The organism is Streptomyces sp. CB01580 (assembly GCF_001905795.1).
Classification (GTDB): Bacteria; Actinomycetota; Actinomycetes; order Streptomycetales; family Streptomycetaceae; genus Streptomyces.
The window spans coordinates 383,184-400,554 of sequence record NZ_LIXJ01000002.1 but is presented as its reverse complement, the minus strand read 5'-3'; the positions used below and the strand labels follow the sequence as shown (position 1 = coordinate 400,554).

Here is a 17,371-nt window from a genome sequence, read left to right as displayed (position 1 = left end):
CCCCGGCTCCCCGGTGCCGGGCCACCGCCTCACGCGGTGAGCTCCTGGTGCAACGCCTCCCGCAGGCGTGCGGCCCGCTCGGCGACCTCGGCCGGCCCCAGCTCGACCGCCCGCGCGCACCAGCGCTGCCCCTCCGTGAGCTCGCCCCGGCGCGCGGACAGCAGGGCGAGCCGCAGAGCCGCCCGCCCGTGCCCGTCGTTCGCGGCCCGGGTCCACCACAGTGCGGCCTCCCGCTCGCTGCCCTCACGGGCGAGCAACAGCCCGAGGTTGAAGGCGCCGTTGCGGCTGCCCGCCTCGGCGGCCTCTCGGTACCAGCGGGCCGCGCTGTCCACGTCACCGCGCGCCGCCGCAAGCATCCCGGCCCGTACCTGGGCCCGGCGGTGCCCCTGCTCGGCGGCCCGCTCGTACCACTCCTCGCACTCGGTCTTCACCGGCATCGGCTCCCCGAGCGCGGGCGGGCCGGGCGGCCGCCGCGAGTCCAGCACCCCGGCCAGCCGGAAGGCGGCCTCCGCGCTGCCGCCCCCGGCGGCGCAGCGCAGATGGCGTTCGGCCTCCTGCTCCTCGCCCCGCTGCAGCAGGGCCATGCCGACCTGGAGCGCGGCCTCCGTATGACCGGCCGCCGCGGCGCGCTCGTAGCAGACCAGTGCCGTACGCTCCTCGCCGCGCCCGGAGTACAGGATGCCGAGGTTGAAGGCCGCGTCGACGCTGCCCGCCTCGGCGGCCTTGGAGAACCAGGGCTCGGCGCCTGTCGTGTCGCCCGCCTGGAGGAGGAGCACGGCCAGAGCGTTGGCGGCCTCGCGGTGGCCCGCGTACGCGGCGCGCCGGTACCACTGCTCGGCCTGTGCCGTACGGTCCTGGGCGGCGCAGAGCAGCCCCAGGTTGTAGGCGCCGTTGACGTCCCCCGCGGTCATGGCGGCCCGGTACCAGCGCTCGGCGGTCTGCTGCTCACCCCGGGCGGCGTGCAGGGCCCCCAGGGCGTTGGCGGCGTTCCCGTCGCCGTCCTGGGCGGCCCGCAGCCACCACACGGCGGCGCTCTCCACGTCCCCCGCGTCGCGCAGCAGGAAGCCGAGGGCGCAGGCGGCGCGCGGCTCGCCGGCCTTCGCCGAGATCAGGTACCAGCGGCCCGCCTCCTTGGGCTCGCCGCGCTGTTCCAGGAGAGCGCCGAGGCGCAGCGCGGCACGTTGGTGACCGCGCGCGGCGGCCTGCCGGTACCACTGCTCCGCCTCGCTCGCCCGGCCGGCCGTGCGACCCGCCGGACCGCCGCCCTTGCGCACCGCGAAGCCGCCCGTGGCCCCCGGGCGCACGGAGGTGGCGTGGCGCGGGCCCTGGTGACCGAACCGGTCGTACGGGTCGTCGTCGGCCTCGGGGTCCAGCATCCGCGCCAGGCGGTACGCCGCCTCCCGGTGCCCCTGTTCGGCGGCGGCGCGCAGCCAGCGCTCGGCTCCCACGTCACTGCGGTGCTCCAGCAGGTCGGCGAGGGCGTACGCGCCCAGCGCGTGGCCCTGCTCGGCGGACTGCCGCAGCCAGTACTCGGCACCCGGCTCGTCCCCGCGCTCGCGGTAGTACCGGCCGAGGGCGTGCGCGGCGGCGGCGGAGCCGGCGACGGCCGCGACGCGCCACCAGCCGGCAGCCTCGTCGGTGTACCCGCGCTGGTGCAGGAGGACGCCCAGGTTGTTGGCGGCGGCCCGGTCGCCGTCGGCCGTGGCGGCACGCAGATAGGGCTCGGCCCCGTCGAGCTCGCCGCGCCGCAGCAGCAGCGCGCCGAGGGTGCTCATGGAGGTGGTGTCACCGGCGTCGGCGGCGCGGCGGTGACGCGCCTCGTGCTCGTCGCTCCCCGGAGTCTCCGCCGGGTCCTGGTCCACCGGGTCCCCGGAGACGTCCCCGGCGCCCGGCGCCCCGGTGGCCTCGAAGCCCTCCCGGCTTCCGGCGACTCCGGGGCCCTCCCCCGCCCCGGAGTCCTCCCGGCTCTCCTGGGTCCCGGTGTCCTCGACAAGCCCCGGAGTCCCGTGGGCCCCAGGGCGCTCCGCGGCGGCCGGGCCTTCCGTGCTCTCCGTACCCGCTGCGTTCTCTGTCTCCGTGCTTTCGAAGGTCGCGGCACACCCCGCAGTCTCGGCAGTCCCAGTGGTCTCGGTGCTCTCGCTGTTCTCCGTGGTGGCAATACCAAAAGCCGCATTCACCACGCTATCCGGCCGATGAACGCGGCGCCGTGCAAACCGCCCTGTCTCCAACAGAGTTGCCCTGTCCCCCATAAATATCATCGTCGCACCACCCGCACCCCGTGCACACTGGTATACCGCGGCCAGTGAGGTCACTTCAGCGTTTTGTCGACATGCCCACAGAGAGACAAGTCAAACACGTTCGGGCCCAACTCGCGCCCCGCGAACCGCCCTTCGCCCCGTCCCACGAGAAAGTCACACGGCACGACGAAGGCCCGGATCCTCGAAAGGATCCGGGCCTTCGTCTTCCAGTAGCGGGGACAGGATTTGAACCTGCGACCTCTGGGTTATGAGCCCAGCGAGCTACCGAGCTGCTCCACCCCGCGTCGTTGTGTGGAAACCGTACCACGACGCGGGGTGGAACCTTTACCGGGCTACCCGGTCGGGGAGCCCGTCACCGTCAGCCGCTGTCGCCGCCCGGCTTCGCGGCACCGCCGTCGCCCGGCTTCGAACCGCCGTCGTCCGGCTTCGCGCCCCGGTCGCCGGAACGGTCCGCGTCGTTCCCGCCGCCCGACTTGGGCTGGGCCGCCGCCGCGCGCTCCAGCGCGTCCTGGAGCTCCGCCTGGGCCTTGCCGTAGGCGGTCCAGTCCTGCTCCTTCAGGGCCGCCTCGCCCGCCGCGTAGGCCTTCTGCGCGTCGGCGATCGCCCTCTTCAGCGCCGCCTCACCGGTGGCCGGCGGCTGGGTGGTCTCGCCCGGCGGACGGCTGGTCTCCTCGGACGGCGGGGTCTCACCCGTCACCCCGAAGACCTCGTTGAGCGCCTCCCCGAGGCTGTTCTTGAAGACGGTCTTCGAGCCGTACGAGGCGGCGACCTTGCGCAGCAGCGGGTAGTTCTGCGTGCCACCGCGGGTGTACACCGGCTCGATGTAGAGGAATCCGCCTTCGAGCGGCACGGTCAGCAGGTTGCCGTACTCGATGTCGGAGTCGGTTCCCTTGAGGTTCCTCACGAACTCGGCGACGTCGTCGTTGCCGTTGAGCTCGCTCTGCACCTGACCGGGGCCCTTCACCGTGGTGGTGACCCTGAGCAGCCTTATCGTTCCGTAGTCCTTGCTGGCGGCGTCCGCGTCCACCGCCATGAACGCCCCGAGGTCGGGACGTCCCTTCGGCGTGAACGTGGTGGTCAGCGAGAACTTCTGGGCCGGCTGGTCCGGCATCTTTATGCTCAGGTAGTAGGGCGGGACGGCACCCGAGTCCTTGTTGGTCGGGTCGTCCGGGACCTGCCACGCGTCACTGCCGCTGTAGAACTGGGCGGGGTTCGTGACGTGGTAGCGGGTGAGCAGCTCGCGCTGGACCTTGAACAGGTCCTGCGGGTAGCGCAGGTGCTCCACGAGTTCCTGCGGGATGTCCGCCCTGGACTCCACCGTTCCGGGGAACGCCTTGCGCCAGGTCTTGAGGACCGGGTCCTTGGTGTCCCACTCGTAGAGCTTCACCGTGCCGTCGTAGGCGTCGACCGTGGCCTTCACGGAGTTGCGGATGTAGTTGACCTGGTTCTGCTGGGCGACGACCGCGCGCTGGTTGGTGGTCAGCGAGTCGGCCGTGGTGTCGCCGAGCGTGGTCCGCGAGGCGTACGGGTAGCCGTTGGTGGTGGTGTACGCGTCGACGACCCACTGGATCCGCTTGTTCACCACGGCCGGGTAGGCGTCGCCGTCGATGGTCAGCCATGGGGCGACCGCCTCGACGCGCTCCTTGGGCGTGCGGTTGTAGAGGATCCGCGAGCCGTCGCCGATGGCCCCTGAGTAGAGGATCTGCGGCTCGCTGAACGCCACCGCGTACGCGGCGCGGTTGAAGGTGTTGGAGAGACTGACCCCGCTGTCGCCCTTGTAGCTGGTGGTCTTCTCGCCGTCCTCCTCGTAGTCGAGCTCCTTCTGGGGCCCACCGACGATGGAGTACTGCTCGGTCTTCTCGCCGTAGTAGATCCGCTGCTCGTACGAGCCCAGGTCACCCGTGGTCGGCAGGCCCGACTCGGTGAAGTCCGGAGAACCCTTCGGGTTCTTGCCCGTCGTCGTGCCCCGGGCCGCGATGGCGCCGTAGCCGTGGGTGTAGGTGAAGTGGTCGTTGATCCAGTTGCGCTTGGGGATGCCCTCGAGGTTCAGCTCGCGCAGACCGATGACCGTGTCCTGGTCCTTGCCGGAGGCGTCCTTGTAGCGGTCCACGTCCAGCGTCTTGGGGAACTGGTAGTAGTTCCTCTTCTGCTGGAGCTGCTGGAAGGCCGGGGAGACGACGTTGGGGTCCATCACGCGGTAGCTGGCGGCGGTGTCCGCGCTCGCGCGCAGCTTGGCGTCGTCCTCCGTCGTGCTCTTGCCCGAGTAGTCCTGCACCTGCGCCCGGTCGATGTCGTACGCGTCACGCGTCGCTTCGATGTTCTTCCGGATGAACGGGGCTTCCTTGGCCTGCTCGTTCGGCTGGACCTGGAACTTCTGCACGATGGCCGGGTACAGCCCGCCGATCAGGATCGCCGAGAGCACCATCAGGCCGAAGCCGATCACCGGAAGCTGCCAGGTGCGGCGCCAGAGCGTCGCGAAGAAGAGCAGGGCGCAGATCGCGGCGATGCAGAACAGGATGGTCTTCGCCGGAAGGTAGGCGTTGGCGTCGACGTAACGCAGACCCGTCCAGTTGTCCGTCGCCTTGAAGTCGCTGGACTTCACGGCCAGGCCGTAGCGGTCGAGCCAGTACGCCACCGCCTTCAGCGAGACGAAGACGCCGAGCAGCACCGACAGATGGCCGGTGGCCGCGCCGGTCGCCCGCGCGCCGGGGCTGGTGATGCGGAGCCCGCCGTACAGGTAGTGGGTCAGCGCGGCGGCGATCAGCGAGAGCACGGTGGCCGCGAAGCCGAAGCCCAGCAGGAAGCGGTACCAGGGCAGGTCGAAAGCGTAGAAGGAGACGTCCAGGTGGAACTGGGGGTCCTTCTGGCCGAAGGCCACGCCGTTCACGTACATCAGCCAGGTGCGCCATTGCCCGGAGGCGGAGGCCCCGGCGATCAGTCCGACGACCGCGGCGATCGCGAGCAGCACCCACTTCTTGAAGGGGGCGAGGCTCATCCGGTACCGGTCCAGGCTCTGCTGCTCCAGCGACATCGCGCTCAGCGGCGGCCGGAGTCGGTGCGCGAGCCAGATGTTCAGGCCGACGACGAGCGCCATCAGCAGTCCGAAGACGAGGAACAGTCCGATCTTGGTCCACAGGGTGGTGGTGAAGACGGACGAGTACGAGACCGACCGGTACCAGAGCCAGTCGGTCCAGAACCCGGCGAACATGACGAACGCCATGGCGAGAACCGCCAGGACGCCCAGTGTCATGAGCAGGGTACGGGCGCGCCGGGACGGGCGGCCGACTCTGATCCGTGGCCCGGTCGGGCCTCCGCCGCGGTCCGGCATCTGGAAAGCCAACGTGCGCACCTCGTAGTTCGCGGGTCGTATGAAGCGGGTCCAGAAATCGTAGGACCCACCTATGCAACTTACTGACCCTTTACCTAGTTCCCGATCCCGGGGCGGAAGGAGGCAGGATATTGGTCATGTCCAACGTTTCCGCCTCAGGCCCCCCGATGGCCGCGAGCCCCCTCACCGTCGCCGTGCTCGAGATCGACGAGTACGTCTCCGGCCTCGGCTGGGACCGGCCCGCCCTGCTGTTCGCCCTCGTCGACACCGCCCGGCTGCGGGTCCAGGAGCCCGGCCTCGCCGCCCAGCTCGGCCTGGACTCCGACGCCCCCGCCTCCTCCCTCACGCCCATCGAGCAGGAGGAGCTTCCGGCGGGCACCGCCCTGGACGACTTCCTCGCCACGATCGCCTGGCCCGACGCGGTGGCGGGCTGTGCGCTGACCGTGGAACGGCTGATGCTGCCGCCGTCCGCCGAGGCGTCCGTGCCCGAGGGGCTCGACGAGGCCCAGCTGGCCAAGTGGGTCGCCAAGCACCCGGAGCGCCAGGAGGTGCGGATGACCGTGGCCGTGCTCCGGGACGGTTCGCGCGAGTGCGCCGTGCGCCTGCGCGAGAAGGACTCGCCGAGCGAGGTGCGCACGGGCGCGGGCTTGGTGCCCGGGCTGGCCGACGCGCTGGCCGCGACCTTCGAGGACTGAGCGGCCGCCATAGAGGACCGCAGGACCGTCGTGCCCCTTCGGGGAGCGCGGCCTCCCGTGCGGGGCACGGTCAGCCGGCCGAACAGCTCGGCAGACCGGCCGTGTCCCCCGTCCGGATCTTCTCCAGCGACTTCCTCGCGTCGTCGAGCGTCTTCACCTTGACCAGCGTGAGTCCGCCCGGGGTGTCGGAGGCGGCGGCCTTGCAGTTGTCGGCCGGGGTCAGGAAGTAGCGCGCGCCCGCGTCCCGCGCGCCGACCAGCTTCATGGTGATGCCGCCGATCGGGCCGACCTTGCCCTGGTCGTCGATCGTGCCGGTGCCCGCGACGAACTTGCCGCCGGTCAGATCGGTCGGCGTCAGCTTGTCGACGAGACCGAGGGAGAACATCAGACCCGCGCTCGGGCCGCCGACGTCGGCGAGCTCGATGTCGATCCGGAACGGGAACGTGTGGTCCGTCGCGGCCTGGATGCCGACGATCGCGCGCTTGTCCCCCGGGGCCTTCGCGGTGGTGATGACGACCTTCCGGCTGCCCTCGGGCTCCTTGCCCGCCTTCTCGGCCGCCTGGGCCGTCTTCGCCGGGACGATCGTGAACGTGACGTCCTCACCGGGCTCGTGCCGGGTGACGAGCTTCGCGACGTCCTCGGGCTGCTCGATGTCCGTGCCGTCGACCTTCTTGATCACGTCTCCGGCGTGCAGCCTGCCCTGGGCGGGGCTGTCCTTGACGACCGTGGAGACCACGACGCGCGACGCCACCGGGATGCCCAGTTCGTTCAGGGCGGCGACCTTGGCGCTCTCCTGTGACTGGCTGAACTCCTCGGCGTTCTCCTGTGTGGACTGCTGCTCCGTCTTGCCGTCGGGGTAGAGGGTGTCGTGCGGCACCACCACGCTGTCGTGGGACAGCCACCCGTACACGGCCCCGACGAGGTTCATGCGGTAGTCGGCGCCGGTGACCCTGACTGTGGTCATGTTGAGGTTGCCCGACGTCGGATACGTCTTGTGCCCCGAGATCTGCAGAACCGGCTCGCCCTTGACCTTGCCGAGGGTGTTCACGGTCGGCCCGGGAGACATCTCCGAGTACGGCACCTTGATCAGCAGCCCCGCGCAGAGCAGCGCGATGAGGATCAGGGTGGCGGCGAGCATCGTCGCGGTGCGGCGTGGCATGGAACGACAGTACGGGAAGGGCCTGTCAGTGCGCTGTCGGGTCCGATGCCCGGGAGGCCGGAAGCCCGGTGCGGTACGGCCCCGCGCGGAAGCGTCGGCGGCCGGCACCGGAACAGGGGGGCGCCGACCGCTCAGGGGCAAGGATTGGCGACTGCGTATGCGCCGCGACGACTGCGCGGGGCACGACAGGTGTCAGACGACGTCGGAACCGGAATGCGATTTCTCCATCGCTTCACGGAACCGCGCGTACCCAGCCAGTTCCGAGACATCACCGGATGTGTGATCACGAGTGACCCAGCTGCCCCATATCGCCGCACCGAGCGCGGCGAAAAGCGGAATCAACAACCAGGCAAGTGCTGCCATTACGACCTCCCTGCCCCATGAGCGACCGCAACTGACCGATCAGCAGATTAACCGTCTGTAGGACCCACGCTCATGGCAGGGGGACGATTACGCAAATCGGGGCGGACAACCACTCCATCGGCTTGCGCTCAGCAAGCGCCGACCCATTCCTCGGTGCCGTCCGAGAACCGCTGGTGCTTCCAGATCGGGACCTCGCGCTTGAGATCGTCGATGAGCTTGCGGCACGCCTCGAACGCCTCCGCGCGATGCGGGCAGGAGACGGCGACGACGACCGCGGTGTCGCCCACTCGGAGGTCACCCACACGGTGGACGGCGGCGAGCGCCCGGACCGGGAATTCCGCCACGACCTTCTCGGCCACCCGGCGCAGTTCGTCCTGCGCCGACGGATGGCAGGAGTATCCGAGCGCGCTGACGTCCTGACCGCCGTCGTGGTTGCGCACCGTGCCGACGAAGAGCGCGGTGCCTCCTGCGGCGTCGTCGCCGACGGCACGCAGGACCTCGTCGACCGACAACGGTGTGTCGCGGATCGCCAGCAGCCGGACGGGGTCGGTCGACGCCCACTCGCCGGGGTGGTCGTGCATGGGAACCATGGGGCCCATGGTGCCGTACCGGGCCGACAAAGGGGGAACGCGTATGCGACGTCGGTCCGCGCGGTCCCGGGTCCGCGCACGGACCGCCTCGGCCCGGGGAGCCCCGTGCGGGCCCCGGGGGCCGGGGGTCAGATGCGGCGGCGGGCCTTGCGGGCCCTGCGGACCAGGGCGGCGGTGCCGAGCAGCGCCACGGTCGCACCGGCGGCACCCGCCGCGGTCGCGTCCTTGCGGCCGAGGCGGCGTCCGGCGACGGTGTGCCGCCCCGCCACCTCTTCGAGGAGCGCGGCGAGCACGTCCTCGTTCGTCCAGCGCGGGCGCCAGCCCGCGTCGTGCAGCCGGCTCACGCTGACCACCCAGGGGTGCATCGTGTACGCCAGGTCCCCCGCCGGCGACGGAGTGAGCCCGATCCGGTGCAGCCGGGCGGCGGCGCCGAGGGCGACGGCCGAGGGCAGTTCCATCCGGCGGACACCGCTGAGCTCCTCGACCTCCTCCTGCTCCAGCCAGCCGTCGCAGCCGACCGCGAACTCGCCGTCGATCTTCTCCAGCGCCGCGTGCTCCAGTGCCGTGACCAGGTCCTCGACATGGCAGAACTGCCAGGTGGGACGCGACCCGGCGACGACGAGGAGGCGCGGCGACTCGAAGTAGCGGGTCAGCGCGGTGTCGGTGCCGCCGACCAGGACCGCGGGCCTTACCACGGTCACGTTGAGTCCGGGGTGGGCGCGGGGCGCGCGGCGGCCGAGGCGTTCGATCTCCAGGAGGTCCCCGACACCGGTGGCCTCGGCCGTGGCGCGCAGCTCGGCGTCCTCGGCGAGCGGGAGGTCGTTGTCGGGCAGCGCCCCGTAGACCATCGCGGAGGTGCACAGCACCACCCGGTGGACCCCCGCTGCCGCGGCGGCCGTGAGCACGGTCTGGGTTCCGCGCACGTTGTAGGCGGTGCGGGCGGCGGGGTCGGTCTCCAGGTCGAGATCGAGTGCCAGGTGCACCACGACGTCCGCGCCGCGCAGCTTCTCCGCGATGGCCGGGTCCCGCACGTCGAGGAGGTACCAGGTCGCGTCGGGGACCTCTCCGCGGCGCTCGTCGATGGCGATGACCTGCTTGATCTCCTCGGAAGCCACGAGGCGTGCGACGAGCAGCTCGCCGACGCCGCGCGCGGCTCCGGTGACCGCGACGACGGGGCCACGGTTCCCTGAACGGCTCTTCACGGGTTTGCTCTCGGTCGAGGGGGCGGAAAGGTTTCGCGCTGCGCGAACCTGAGGATCTGGGGAACTCACCGGGCGTCTCCAGCGGTTGTCTTCAGTACGTACCCGAATGACGCGTACGTACCAGGTGGCGTCCATCCTGCCGCAGGCCGGGGCCGAGGAGCACCGAGCCCCCGAGCGGACTTTTGGTGTCTACGCTGGATGGTGATGTCGGGCAGTCGCCGTCGGTTCGCGCCGACGGCCCTAAGAGCCGAGGAAACCCGTGAGTGACACCCCATTCGGATTCGGCCTTCCGCCGGAGGAGCCGGAGAACGGCGACGAGGGCAAGAAGAAGGACCCCACCGGAGGTGGGCAGGGTTCGGGCGGGCCGGCGAACCCGTTCGGCTTCGGGCCCGGCGCGGGCGGGGACAACCCGTTCGCGGCGATGTTCGGCACGCTGAACCCCAACGACCTGGGAGCGGCCTTTCAGCAGCTCGGCCAGATGCTGAGCTACGAGGGCGGTCCCGTGAACTGGGACATGGCCAAGCAGATCGCCCGCCAGACGGTCGCGCAGGGCACGCCCGACGGTTCCAAGGACGCGAGCGTCGGCCCGTCCGAGCGGTCCGCGGTCGACGAGGCGCTGCGCCTGGCCGACCTGTGGCTGGACGGTGTGACGTCGCTGCCCTCCGGTTCGGTCTCGACGGTGGCGTGGAGCCGTGCGGAATGGGTGGAGGCGTCCCTTCCCGCCTGGCAGAAGCTGGTCGACCCGGTGGCCGAGCGCGTGGGCGTCGCCATGGGCGACGTGCTGCCCGAGGAGATGCAGGCGATGGCGGGCCCGCTGATCGGCATGATGCGGTCGATGGGCGGCGCGATGTTCGGCCAGCAGATCGGACAGGCCGTCGGCGTGCTGGCGGGCGAGGTGGTCGGGTCGACCGACATCGGACTGCCGCTGGGCCCGGCGGGCAAGGCCGCGCTCCTTCCGTTGAACGTCGAGCGCTTCGGCAAGGACCTCGGCGTCCCGCAGGACGAGGTCCGGCTGTACCTCGCGCTGCGCGAGGCCGCGCACCAGCGCCTCTTCGCCCACGTCCCGTGGCTGCGCTCGCATCTGTTCGGTGCCGTCGAGGGATACGCGCGCGGCATCAAGGTCGACACCAGCAAGCTGGAGGACGTGGTCGGCCAGTTCGACCCGTCGCAGCCCGAGCAGCTGCAGGACGCCCTCCAGCAGGGCATGTTCCAGCCGGAGGACACGCCGGAGCAGAAGGCGGCCCTGGCCAGGCTGGAGACGGCGCTCGCGCTGGTCGAGGGATGGGTGGACGCGGTGGTGCACGAGGCCGCCAAGTCCCGTCTGACATCGGCCGACGCACTGCGCGAGACCATGCGGCGGCGGCGCGCCTCCGGTGGTCCGGCCGAGCAGACGTTCGCCACGCTCATCGGCCTCCAGCTGCGTCCGCGGCGGCTGCGCGACGCCTCGCGCCTGTGGGCCTCGCTCACCGACGCCCGCGGGCTGGACGGGCGCGACGCGCTGTGGGAGCACCCCGACATGCTGCCGACGGCACAGGACCTGGACGATCCGGACGGGTTCGTCCACCACGAGCAGCTGGACTTCTCCGAACTGGACAAGATGCTCGGCGAGGCCGCGCAGGAACCGAAGAAGCCCACGGCCGGCACGGACGGGGCGGCCTCCGGAGAGGCCGACGACCACGGGAGCGACGGCAAGGGCGACAGCGACCGGTGAGCCTGTACGACGACGCCGTTCTCGTGCTCAAGGGTTACGAGGACGCGCAGGACCCGGACCAGGACGGGCTGCGGCAGGTCTACCTGGACCACCTGGCCCGGCATCCGGACGGCATGTGGAAGGCGTGCGACGCCGGGCATCTGACGGCCAGCGCGCTGGTCGTCGATCCCGAACGCGGCCGCGTCCTGCTCACCCTGCACCGCAAGCTGCGGATGTGGCTGCAGATGGGCGGCCACTGCGAGCCGCAGGACGGCACGCTGGCCGCGGCGGCGCTGCGCGAGGCCACCGAGGAGTCCGGGATCAGCGGCCTCGCGCTGCTCCCGGGCGGGCCGGTGACGCTGGACCGCCACCGCATTCCCGCGCCCTGCCACTGGCATCTCGACGTGCAGTACGCGGCGCTGGCGCCGCTGGGCGCCACGGAGCAGATCAGCGACGAGTCGCTGGACCTGCGCTGGTTCACGTACGACGAGGTCCCGTCGGTGGCGGACGCCTCGGTCGTACGGCTGATGACGCGCGTCCGCGCCGCGGTGGAGCAGCGTCCCTAGAACCGATCGGGACGCGCGGCCGAAGGGGCGTCGTCGACGCCCTTCCGGGCCCTTCCGGCTCCGCGCCGGCCCGCACGCTCGGGCCCGCGCGCTTCGGCCCGCACGGAGGGGACGGCTTTCGAGGCCGTCCCCTCCGTGTCCGTGCTGCCGTCGATGTCGGCCCGCGCGGCTCAGTTCCAGGCGTTGTTCCGGTTCTGGCCGTAGGCGCCCTGCTGGCCCATCCCGTACTGGGCGCGGATCCCCTGGCCGATCTGCACGTTCTGCGGCGGCAGCACCTCGCTGGGCTGGACCAGCGCGTAGCCCTGGCCGAGGAAGCTGAGCTCCCAGCCCTCACCGGTGCTGCCGCGGCGCCGCCAGACTCCCGAGGAGTGCGTCTGAGCCTGCATCTGCACCCGCAGGGAGCTGGACCAGGCGACGATCGCGTCGGCGTCGGCGTTGACGTACTTGTCGGGCGTGACCTGCACCATGAGCGGCTGTCCGGAAGTCATCAGCGCGACCTTGCCGCTGCCGGTGATGTTGAGCTGGTACTTCCCGGACCCGGAGATGCCGTACTGGCTGTCCACCGCGATGACCTCGTGGTGCAGCCCGGAGTCGAGCGCGAGCACATAGGCGCTGTCCACCGTCAGACCGTCGTGGTCGACGTCCACCACGTGCACGTACTGCGCGAGATTGGCGAGGAACACGCTGCCCTGGCCGGAGCAGCGCATGAGGTCGAGGCCCTCACCGGTGTGCGAGCGGGAGCGCTGCTGTCCCCTCGACTGGTACTCCCCGTCGAACTCGATCAGGCCCTGGTACGCGACCATGCTGCCCTTGCGGGCGAGGACGTCGTCGTGGCCGCTGAGCGAGACCCGCAGCATCTGCGCGTTCTGCAGGGTGTAGCGGTCCGCGGACTGCTGTTCGGTGTGCTGGAAAAGCGGGCTCTGCATGGTGTCCTCTCGCTCCCCTCAGCCCCGGGCCCGCAGGCGGTCGGTGCTGTCCTCGCTCGGCTGTACGACGACGATGCCCTGACCGGAGAAGGCCATCTGAAACGCCTCGCCGCTGCCGCGGCCGATCAGGGACGCCGCTTTGAAACTGCGCTTGCCCTTCACCTTCAGGTTCGGGGACCAGGCGATGAGCGCGTCGGGGTCGACGTACGTCTCGTCCTCGCCGCTGCCGCAATTGACGACGACGGGGGTCCCCCGCGAGGTCAGCGCGACCCAGCCGGTACCGGAGATGGACACGTTCCACAGGCCCTGACCGGCGAACTTGGCGAGACCCTTGACCCGCTCGACACCCCACTGGAGCTGCGCGTCGAACGCGAGGACGTTCGTGCCGTTGACCGACAGCGCCTCGTTGTCGAGGTGGACGACGACGACGTCCGCGCCGTAGTCGGCGAGGTAGAGCAGTCCGTCCCCGCTGCACTTCATGAGGGGGGCGCCTTCGCCGGTGATCCAGTCGCGTGCGATCTGGCGTACGGCGGGCGGGTTCGGCTCGTACTGGATGAACCCCTCGTACGCGACCATCGAGCCCACGCGCGCGAAGAGATCCTGGCCCGTCGCCATCGCCACCTTCAGCATGGCGCTGCCGTGGTTCTCCATACGGGCGGTGACCGGTGCGGGGGCGTACCCCGCGAGCTGCTGGTTCATGCTTCGGCTTCCTCAGACCTCGTACGGCTGGACGACGATGAAGTTGCCCGGTGCGCCCCGGAACTGAAGGTTCACCGACTCCCCGCTGTGTCCCGGGTAGGCGTTGTAGCGCAGCCGCACCCGACTGGAGACGATCACCTGGGACGCCGCGGACCAGGCCACGATCGCGTCGCTGTCGGCGAACGTCGTCGGAGTGACGGGCAGGACCACCGGGGTGCCGTGCGTCATCACCACGACGGTGCCGGTCCCCTGGAAGACCATCGTGAACAGCGCCCCGCCCGGAATCCCGTGCCCCTCGATGCGCCGCACCTCGTACTGGAGGGACTCGTCGAAGGCGAGGACGCGTTCGGCCGAGACGCAGATGCTGTCGCCCTGCAGCTCGATGGGGTGCAGATGGGCGCTGTTCTCCGCGAGGAACACCTGGCCGCGGCCGGTGCAGCGCATCAGCTGCATCTCCTGGCCCGTGGCGTTCCCCACGATCCGGCCCGCGAAGCCCGCGCCCTTGTAGCTGAAGTCGACCTTGCCCTGGTACATGACCATGCTGCCCTGGCGGGCCAGGACGGGGGCGCTGTCCTGACCGAGGTCCACCCGGACCAACTGGTGGTTCTGCGCGGTCCAGCGCCGGCCGGTCGCCACCTCCTTGTAGAGGTTGACGGCCGCCTGGAGTCCGCCGCCGGACTGCGGTACGCCGTGCGGCACTCCCGTGGCCATGCCCGTGCCCGGGGGCTGCTGCCCGTACGGATCCGGGGGCTGCTGGCCGTACGGGGCCGGGTACGGCTGACCTGGGGGAGCCGCGACGGGCGCGGGCTGACCGGGAGCCTGGCCGAACTGCGGCGGCTGCGGCGGCTGTCCGTAAGGAGCCGGAGCGGGGGCAGGCGGGGAAACGGTGCCGCCGGGCGGCATCGTGGGCACCATCGGCGCCACCATCGTCGGCGCGTTGTGGATCTGCTGCGGGGTGGGAGCGGCCGGGACGCCGAACGACGCGGCGGGCTGCGGAGCCTGGGGCGCGGCCGGGGCGCCGAAAGAGGGATCGGGTGTCGGAACCTGAGGTACCTGAGGGGCCTGAGGTACCTGTGGCACCTGAGGAGCTTGCGGCACCTGGGGTGCGGCGGGAACTCCGAACGACGGGGCCGGCGCGGGTGCGGACGCCTGCGCGGGCGGGGCGAACGGCGGCGGGGACCCCTGCGGCTGGGGGGCGGCGGGCTCCTCCTCGGCGACCTCGCCGCCGAAGTTCTTCAGGAGCGCTTCGAGACCGCCGTCGAAGCCCTGGCCGACGGCGGCGAACCGCCAGACGTCCTTGAGGTAGAAGTCGCCCAGCATCACGGCGCGTTCGGTGGTGAACTCCGAACCGTCGAAGGCGTACCGGGCGACCTCCTCGCCACCGGCGACGATCCGGATGTATCCGGGGCCGATCCCGGACATCTGGCCGGCGCCGTCGATCGTCGCGGTGAATGAAAGCTTCCGGATGTGCGCCGGAATACGCTCCAGGGTGACGCGGAACGACTCGGTGTCACCGGCCTGGGAACCGAGGAGCTGAATGGACTCTTCGGGCGATTTAGGCTGATTGAAGAAGATGAAATACCGGTCGTCCGAGAGCCGCTCGTCGGCGTCGAGACCGAAGCAGCTGATGTCGACGGTCAGCCCCGGGCCACCGATCTGCACGCCTACGTACAGGTCCGTCCCCGGGGTGAGATCGCCGATCCTGGCCTTGTGGCCGCGCTGGAATTCCCTGGCCATGCGTAACGACCGTCCCCCATCCCGAAGGTGAATACGTCGCGCCAGGCTAACCGCAATCCCGGACATCGGGCCAAGCCGGTACACATCCGGTACAGAATCGCCGGACGTCACTCGCCCCGTGCGGCGGGCAGATGCGGCAGCCGGTCCGCCGCCACCACGCCCTCCAGGTAGCCGCGAGCCCGTTCGGTACGGGGATACGCCTCCAACAGCCGCCAGAACCGGGGGCCGTGACCGGGCACCAGGAGATGGGCCAACTCGTGGACCAGTACGTAGTCGACGACGTACTCGGGCATGCCCTGCAAGCGGTGCGAGAGCCGGATGCTGCCCTCCGCCGGGGTGCAGGATCCCCATCGGGTGTTCTGATTGGTCACCCACCGCACCGACACGGGCCTGGCCCGGCCGTCGAAGTACTGGGCGGACAACCGCTGTGCACGCTCGGCGAGTTCACCGTCGCCGAGAATGCTCCTGCTCTCCTGGGCGGCGAGCTTGTCGAGCATCACGTTCACCCACCGCTGCTCCTCGGCCTTCGACATCCGGGCCGGGATGAGCACGATGGTGCGGTCCCCCTCGCGGTACGCGGAAACCGTCCTGCTGCGGCGATTGCTCCTGCGGACCTCGACCGCGCTCGTGGCCGAGGCGCGGGGCGGACGGCCCACAGCACCTCGGCCGCGTGGTCGGGCGCTGCGCGCGGGGGGATCTCCGGCGATTCCGGGCGGCGGGTCGGCGGGCACGCCATGACGTTACCCGGTCACGGCGGAGGAAGTCCTGCCTGCGGACGGTTCACACAAGATCCACTCCGCAACGTGCACCATTTGAATGACAAATACACCGCACTTGTGGACAACTTTCCGCACGATTCGGCGCCGCCCCGCATTCTGACAACGCGTCCCGCGCAGGTCCGATGCGTGAGTCATGAGTGGATCACGCATGGCGATCTTCGGGAGGGGGCGCACGTATATCAGAACGAGGAACACAGAACTCGCAGAACTCAGACCGGGGGAAAGCCGTGTATCCGATGTTGAAACCCGCACTGCGCCGCGCGTGGCGCGGCCGAGGGACGGTCCAATTCGGGGTGACACCCGCTCATGCGGTGACGCTCGGGCCGATGGATATCGCGACGAGCAGTTTTCTGGAACTGCTCGACGGTACGCGCGGCCTGCCGCTGCTGCGCGAGGAAGCACGGGCACTGGACCTGTCCGACCATCAGGTCGACACCCTGATCCGGCGGCTGACCGATGCGGGCCTGATCGAGGACGTGCGGTCCGTCGGTCCCGCGAGCGACGCGTTGAGGAACCGACCCGGCGCTCTGGAGCGGCACCGTCCCGATCTGGCGTCGCTGTCGGTCGTCCATCCGGAGCCGGGCGGTGGGATGCGCCGACTGGCGGCCCGTCGGGCGATGCGGGTGCAGGTCCGGGGTGCGGGCCGGGTGGGCGCCGCGATCGCGGCGGTGCTGTCCGGGGCCGGCGTGGGCCGGGTGGAGGTTCTGGACGGCGGACACACCGAGCACTGGGACGTCTCGCCGGGCGGACTGCCACCGGCGGCGGTCGGGGAGCGCAGGGACACCGCCGCCCGGCAGTTGGTGCGCAGATCCGCGGGCGGCTCGGCTCCTCGGACGGCGGAGACCGCGGGTGCCTCGGAGAGCGGAGAGCCGGGGCTCTCGCTGATCGTGGTGGCCCCCCGTGACGGCTTCGGCGTGTACGTCCCGGACCCGCGGTCGGCAGAACAGTGGATCACCTCCGGCACCCCCCACCTCTACGCCAGTGTGGTGGAGGCGACAGGAGTGGTCGGCCCCCTGGTCCTGCCAGGCGGAACGGCGTGCGCCGGGTGTCTGGCGCTGACCCGCGCGGAGGCGGACGAGGAGTGGCCCCGGATGCTGTCCCAGTGGCGTTCCGGGCGGCGGACCGCCGTGCAGGCGTGCGACCTGGGACTGGCGACGGCGGTGGCCGGTCTCGCCGCCACGCACGCGCTGTCCTTTCTGGACGGGGATCTGCCCGCGAGCACGGGGACCCGCTGGGAGACCGCGCTGCCGCTGTTGGACTGGCGGTCGGAGCGGATCACGGCGCATCTCGACTGTTGCTGCGGAGCGGCCGGGCACACTGTCAGGGAGCGCGTCTCCGGGGTCGACACGGCGCACGACACAATGGCGGGGTAACCGCCG

Annotated in this window: 14 protein-coding genes and 1 tRNA gene; 4 read left to right on the top strand and 11 right to left on the bottom strand. The window is 70.9% G+C overall.

Translation table 11 applies throughout. The annotated features are described in order from the left end of the window. Positions 1-29 precede the first annotated feature (29 nt). The 3 genes from AMK22_RS04245 to AMK22_RS04235 form a co-directional block, all read right to left on the bottom strand. Entirely contained in the window at positions 30-2,177 is a 2,148-nt protein-coding gene (locus tag AMK22_RS04245) for a tetratricopeptide repeat protein (protein ID WP_443333267.1), read from the bottom strand. A gap of 291 nt (positions 2,178-2,468) precedes the next feature. Further along, a tRNA-Met gene (locus tag AMK22_RS04240) sits at positions 2,469-2,542 on the bottom strand. Positions 2,543-2,616: 74 nt separating this feature from the next. Next, a complete protein-coding gene (locus AMK22_RS04235) occupies positions 2,617-5,586 on the bottom strand; it encodes a UPF0182 family membrane protein (RefSeq protein WP_199883131.1) in 2,970 nt (989 codons plus the stop codon). Positions 5,587-5,723: 137 nt separating this feature from the next. On the opposite strand from AMK22_RS04235, the gene AMK22_RS04230 reads away from it, so the two are divergent. Continuing rightward, positions 5,724-6,281: a PPA1309 family protein gene (locus tag AMK22_RS04230; RefSeq protein ID WP_242433825.1), complete on the top strand. Its 558-nt coding sequence runs from the start codon at positions 5,724-5,726 to the stop codon at positions 6,279-6,281. A 70-nt stretch (positions 6,282-6,351) separates the two neighbouring features. Here the strand turns inward: AMK22_RS04230 and AMK22_RS04225 are convergent, their stop codons facing one another. From AMK22_RS04225 to AMK22_RS04215, 4 genes are all read right to left on the bottom strand, one after another. Further along, a complete protein-coding gene (locus AMK22_RS04225) occupies positions 6,352-7,440 on the bottom strand; it encodes a YlbL family protein (RefSeq protein WP_073781846.1) in 1,089 nt (362 codons plus the stop codon). A 192-nt stretch (positions 7,441-7,632) separates the two neighbouring features. Beyond that, positions 7,633-7,803 (bottom strand): hypothetical protein, encoded by a 171-nt coding sequence (locus tag AMK22_RS39940; protein WP_199883114.1) that lies wholly within the window; start codon positions 7,801-7,803, stop codon positions 7,633-7,635. A gap of 128 nt (positions 7,804-7,931) precedes the next feature. Then, the gene (locus tag AMK22_RS04220) at positions 7,932-8,393 is read right to left on the bottom strand and encodes a molybdenum cofactor biosynthesis protein MoaE (protein ID WP_073781997.1); all 462 of its coding nucleotides are present in this window, start codon (positions 8,391-8,393) and stop codon (positions 7,932-7,934) included. Positions 8,394-8,521: 128 nt separating this feature from the next. Next, complete coding sequence (locus AMK22_RS04215) at positions 8,522-9,664, bottom strand: SDR family oxidoreductase (RefSeq protein WP_073781845.1); 1,143 nt, start codon at positions 9,662-9,664, stop codon at positions 8,522-8,524. A gap of 190 nt (positions 9,665-9,854) precedes the next feature. Between AMK22_RS04215 and AMK22_RS04210 the strand changes: the two genes are divergently transcribed. Next, positions 9,855-11,306, top strand: coding sequence for a zinc-dependent metalloprotease (locus AMK22_RS04210; RefSeq protein ID WP_073781844.1), 1,452 nt, complete (start codon positions 9,855-9,857; stop codon positions 11,304-11,306). After that, positions 11,303-11,851 (top strand): NUDIX hydrolase, encoded by a 549-nt coding sequence (locus AMK22_RS04205; protein ID WP_073781843.1) that lies wholly within the window; start codon positions 11,303-11,305, stop codon positions 11,849-11,851. The genes AMK22_RS04210 and AMK22_RS04205 overlap by 4 nt, the downstream gene beginning before the upstream one ends. Before the next feature lie 170 nt (positions 11,852-12,021). Here the strand turns inward: AMK22_RS04205 and AMK22_RS04200 are convergent, their stop codons facing one another. From AMK22_RS04200 to AMK22_RS04185, 4 genes are all read right to left on the bottom strand, one after another. Next, positions 12,022-12,777 (bottom strand): AIM24 family protein, encoded by a 756-nt coding sequence (locus tag AMK22_RS04200; RefSeq protein ID WP_073781842.1) that lies wholly within the window; start codon positions 12,775-12,777, stop codon positions 12,022-12,024. Positions 12,778-12,795: 18 nt separating this feature from the next. Continuing rightward, positions 12,796-13,476: an AIM24 family protein gene (locus tag AMK22_RS04195; RefSeq protein ID WP_073781841.1), complete on the bottom strand. Its 681-nt coding sequence runs from the start codon at positions 13,474-13,476 to the stop codon at positions 12,796-12,798. A gap of 12 nt (positions 13,477-13,488) precedes the next feature. Then, positions 13,489-15,213, bottom strand: a complete 1,725-nt coding sequence (locus AMK22_RS04190) for a TerD family protein (RefSeq protein ID WP_073781840.1) — start codon at positions 15,211-15,213, stop codon at positions 13,489-13,491. Positions 15,214-15,320: 107 nt separating this feature from the next. Next, the gene (locus AMK22_RS04185) at positions 15,321-15,944 is read right to left on the bottom strand and encodes a M48 metallopeptidase family protein (RefSeq protein ID WP_073781839.1); all 624 of its coding nucleotides are present in this window, start codon (positions 15,942-15,944) and stop codon (positions 15,321-15,323) included. A gap of 275 nt (positions 15,945-16,219) precedes the next feature. On the opposite strand from AMK22_RS04185, the gene AMK22_RS04180 reads away from it, so the two are divergent. Continuing rightward, positions 16,220-17,365, top strand: a complete 1,146-nt coding sequence (locus AMK22_RS04180) for a ThiF family adenylyltransferase (protein ID WP_073781838.1) — start codon at positions 16,220-16,222, stop codon at positions 17,363-17,365. Positions 17,366-17,371: the final 6 nt, after the last annotated feature.

Bases quoted from the DNA above. Each gene is read 5' to 3' on its own strand.
- AMK22_RS04235 (WP_199883131.1), bottom strand. From the start codon at position 5,586: ATGCCGGACCGCGGCGGAGGCCCGACCGGGCCACGGATCAGAGTCGGC.
- AMK22_RS04230 (WP_242433825.1), top strand. From the start codon at position 5,724: ATGTCCAACGTTTCCGCCTCAGGCCCCCCGATGGCCGCGAGCCCCCTC.
- AMK22_RS04225 (WP_073781846.1), bottom strand. From the start codon at position 7,440: ATGCCACGCCGCACCGCGACGATGCTCGCCGCCACCCTGATCCTCATC.
- AMK22_RS39940 (WP_199883114.1), bottom strand. From the start codon at position 7,803: ATGGCAGCACTTGCCTGGTTGTTGATTCCGCTTTTCGCCGCGCTCGGT.
- AMK22_RS04220 (WP_073781997.1), bottom strand. From the start codon at position 8,393: ATGGTTCCCATGCACGACCACCCCGGCGAGTGGGCGTCGACCGACCCC.
- AMK22_RS04200 (WP_073781842.1), bottom strand. From the start codon at position 12,777: ATGCAGAGCCCGCTTTTCCAGCACACCGAACAGCAGTCCGCGGACCGC.
- AMK22_RS04195 (WP_073781841.1), bottom strand. From the start codon at position 13,476: ATGAACCAGCAGCTCGCGGGGTACGCCCCCGCACCGGTCACCGCCCGT.
- AMK22_RS04190 (WP_073781840.1), bottom strand. From the start codon at position 15,213: ATGGCCAGGGAATTCCAGCGCGGCCACAAGGCCAGGATCGGCGATCTC.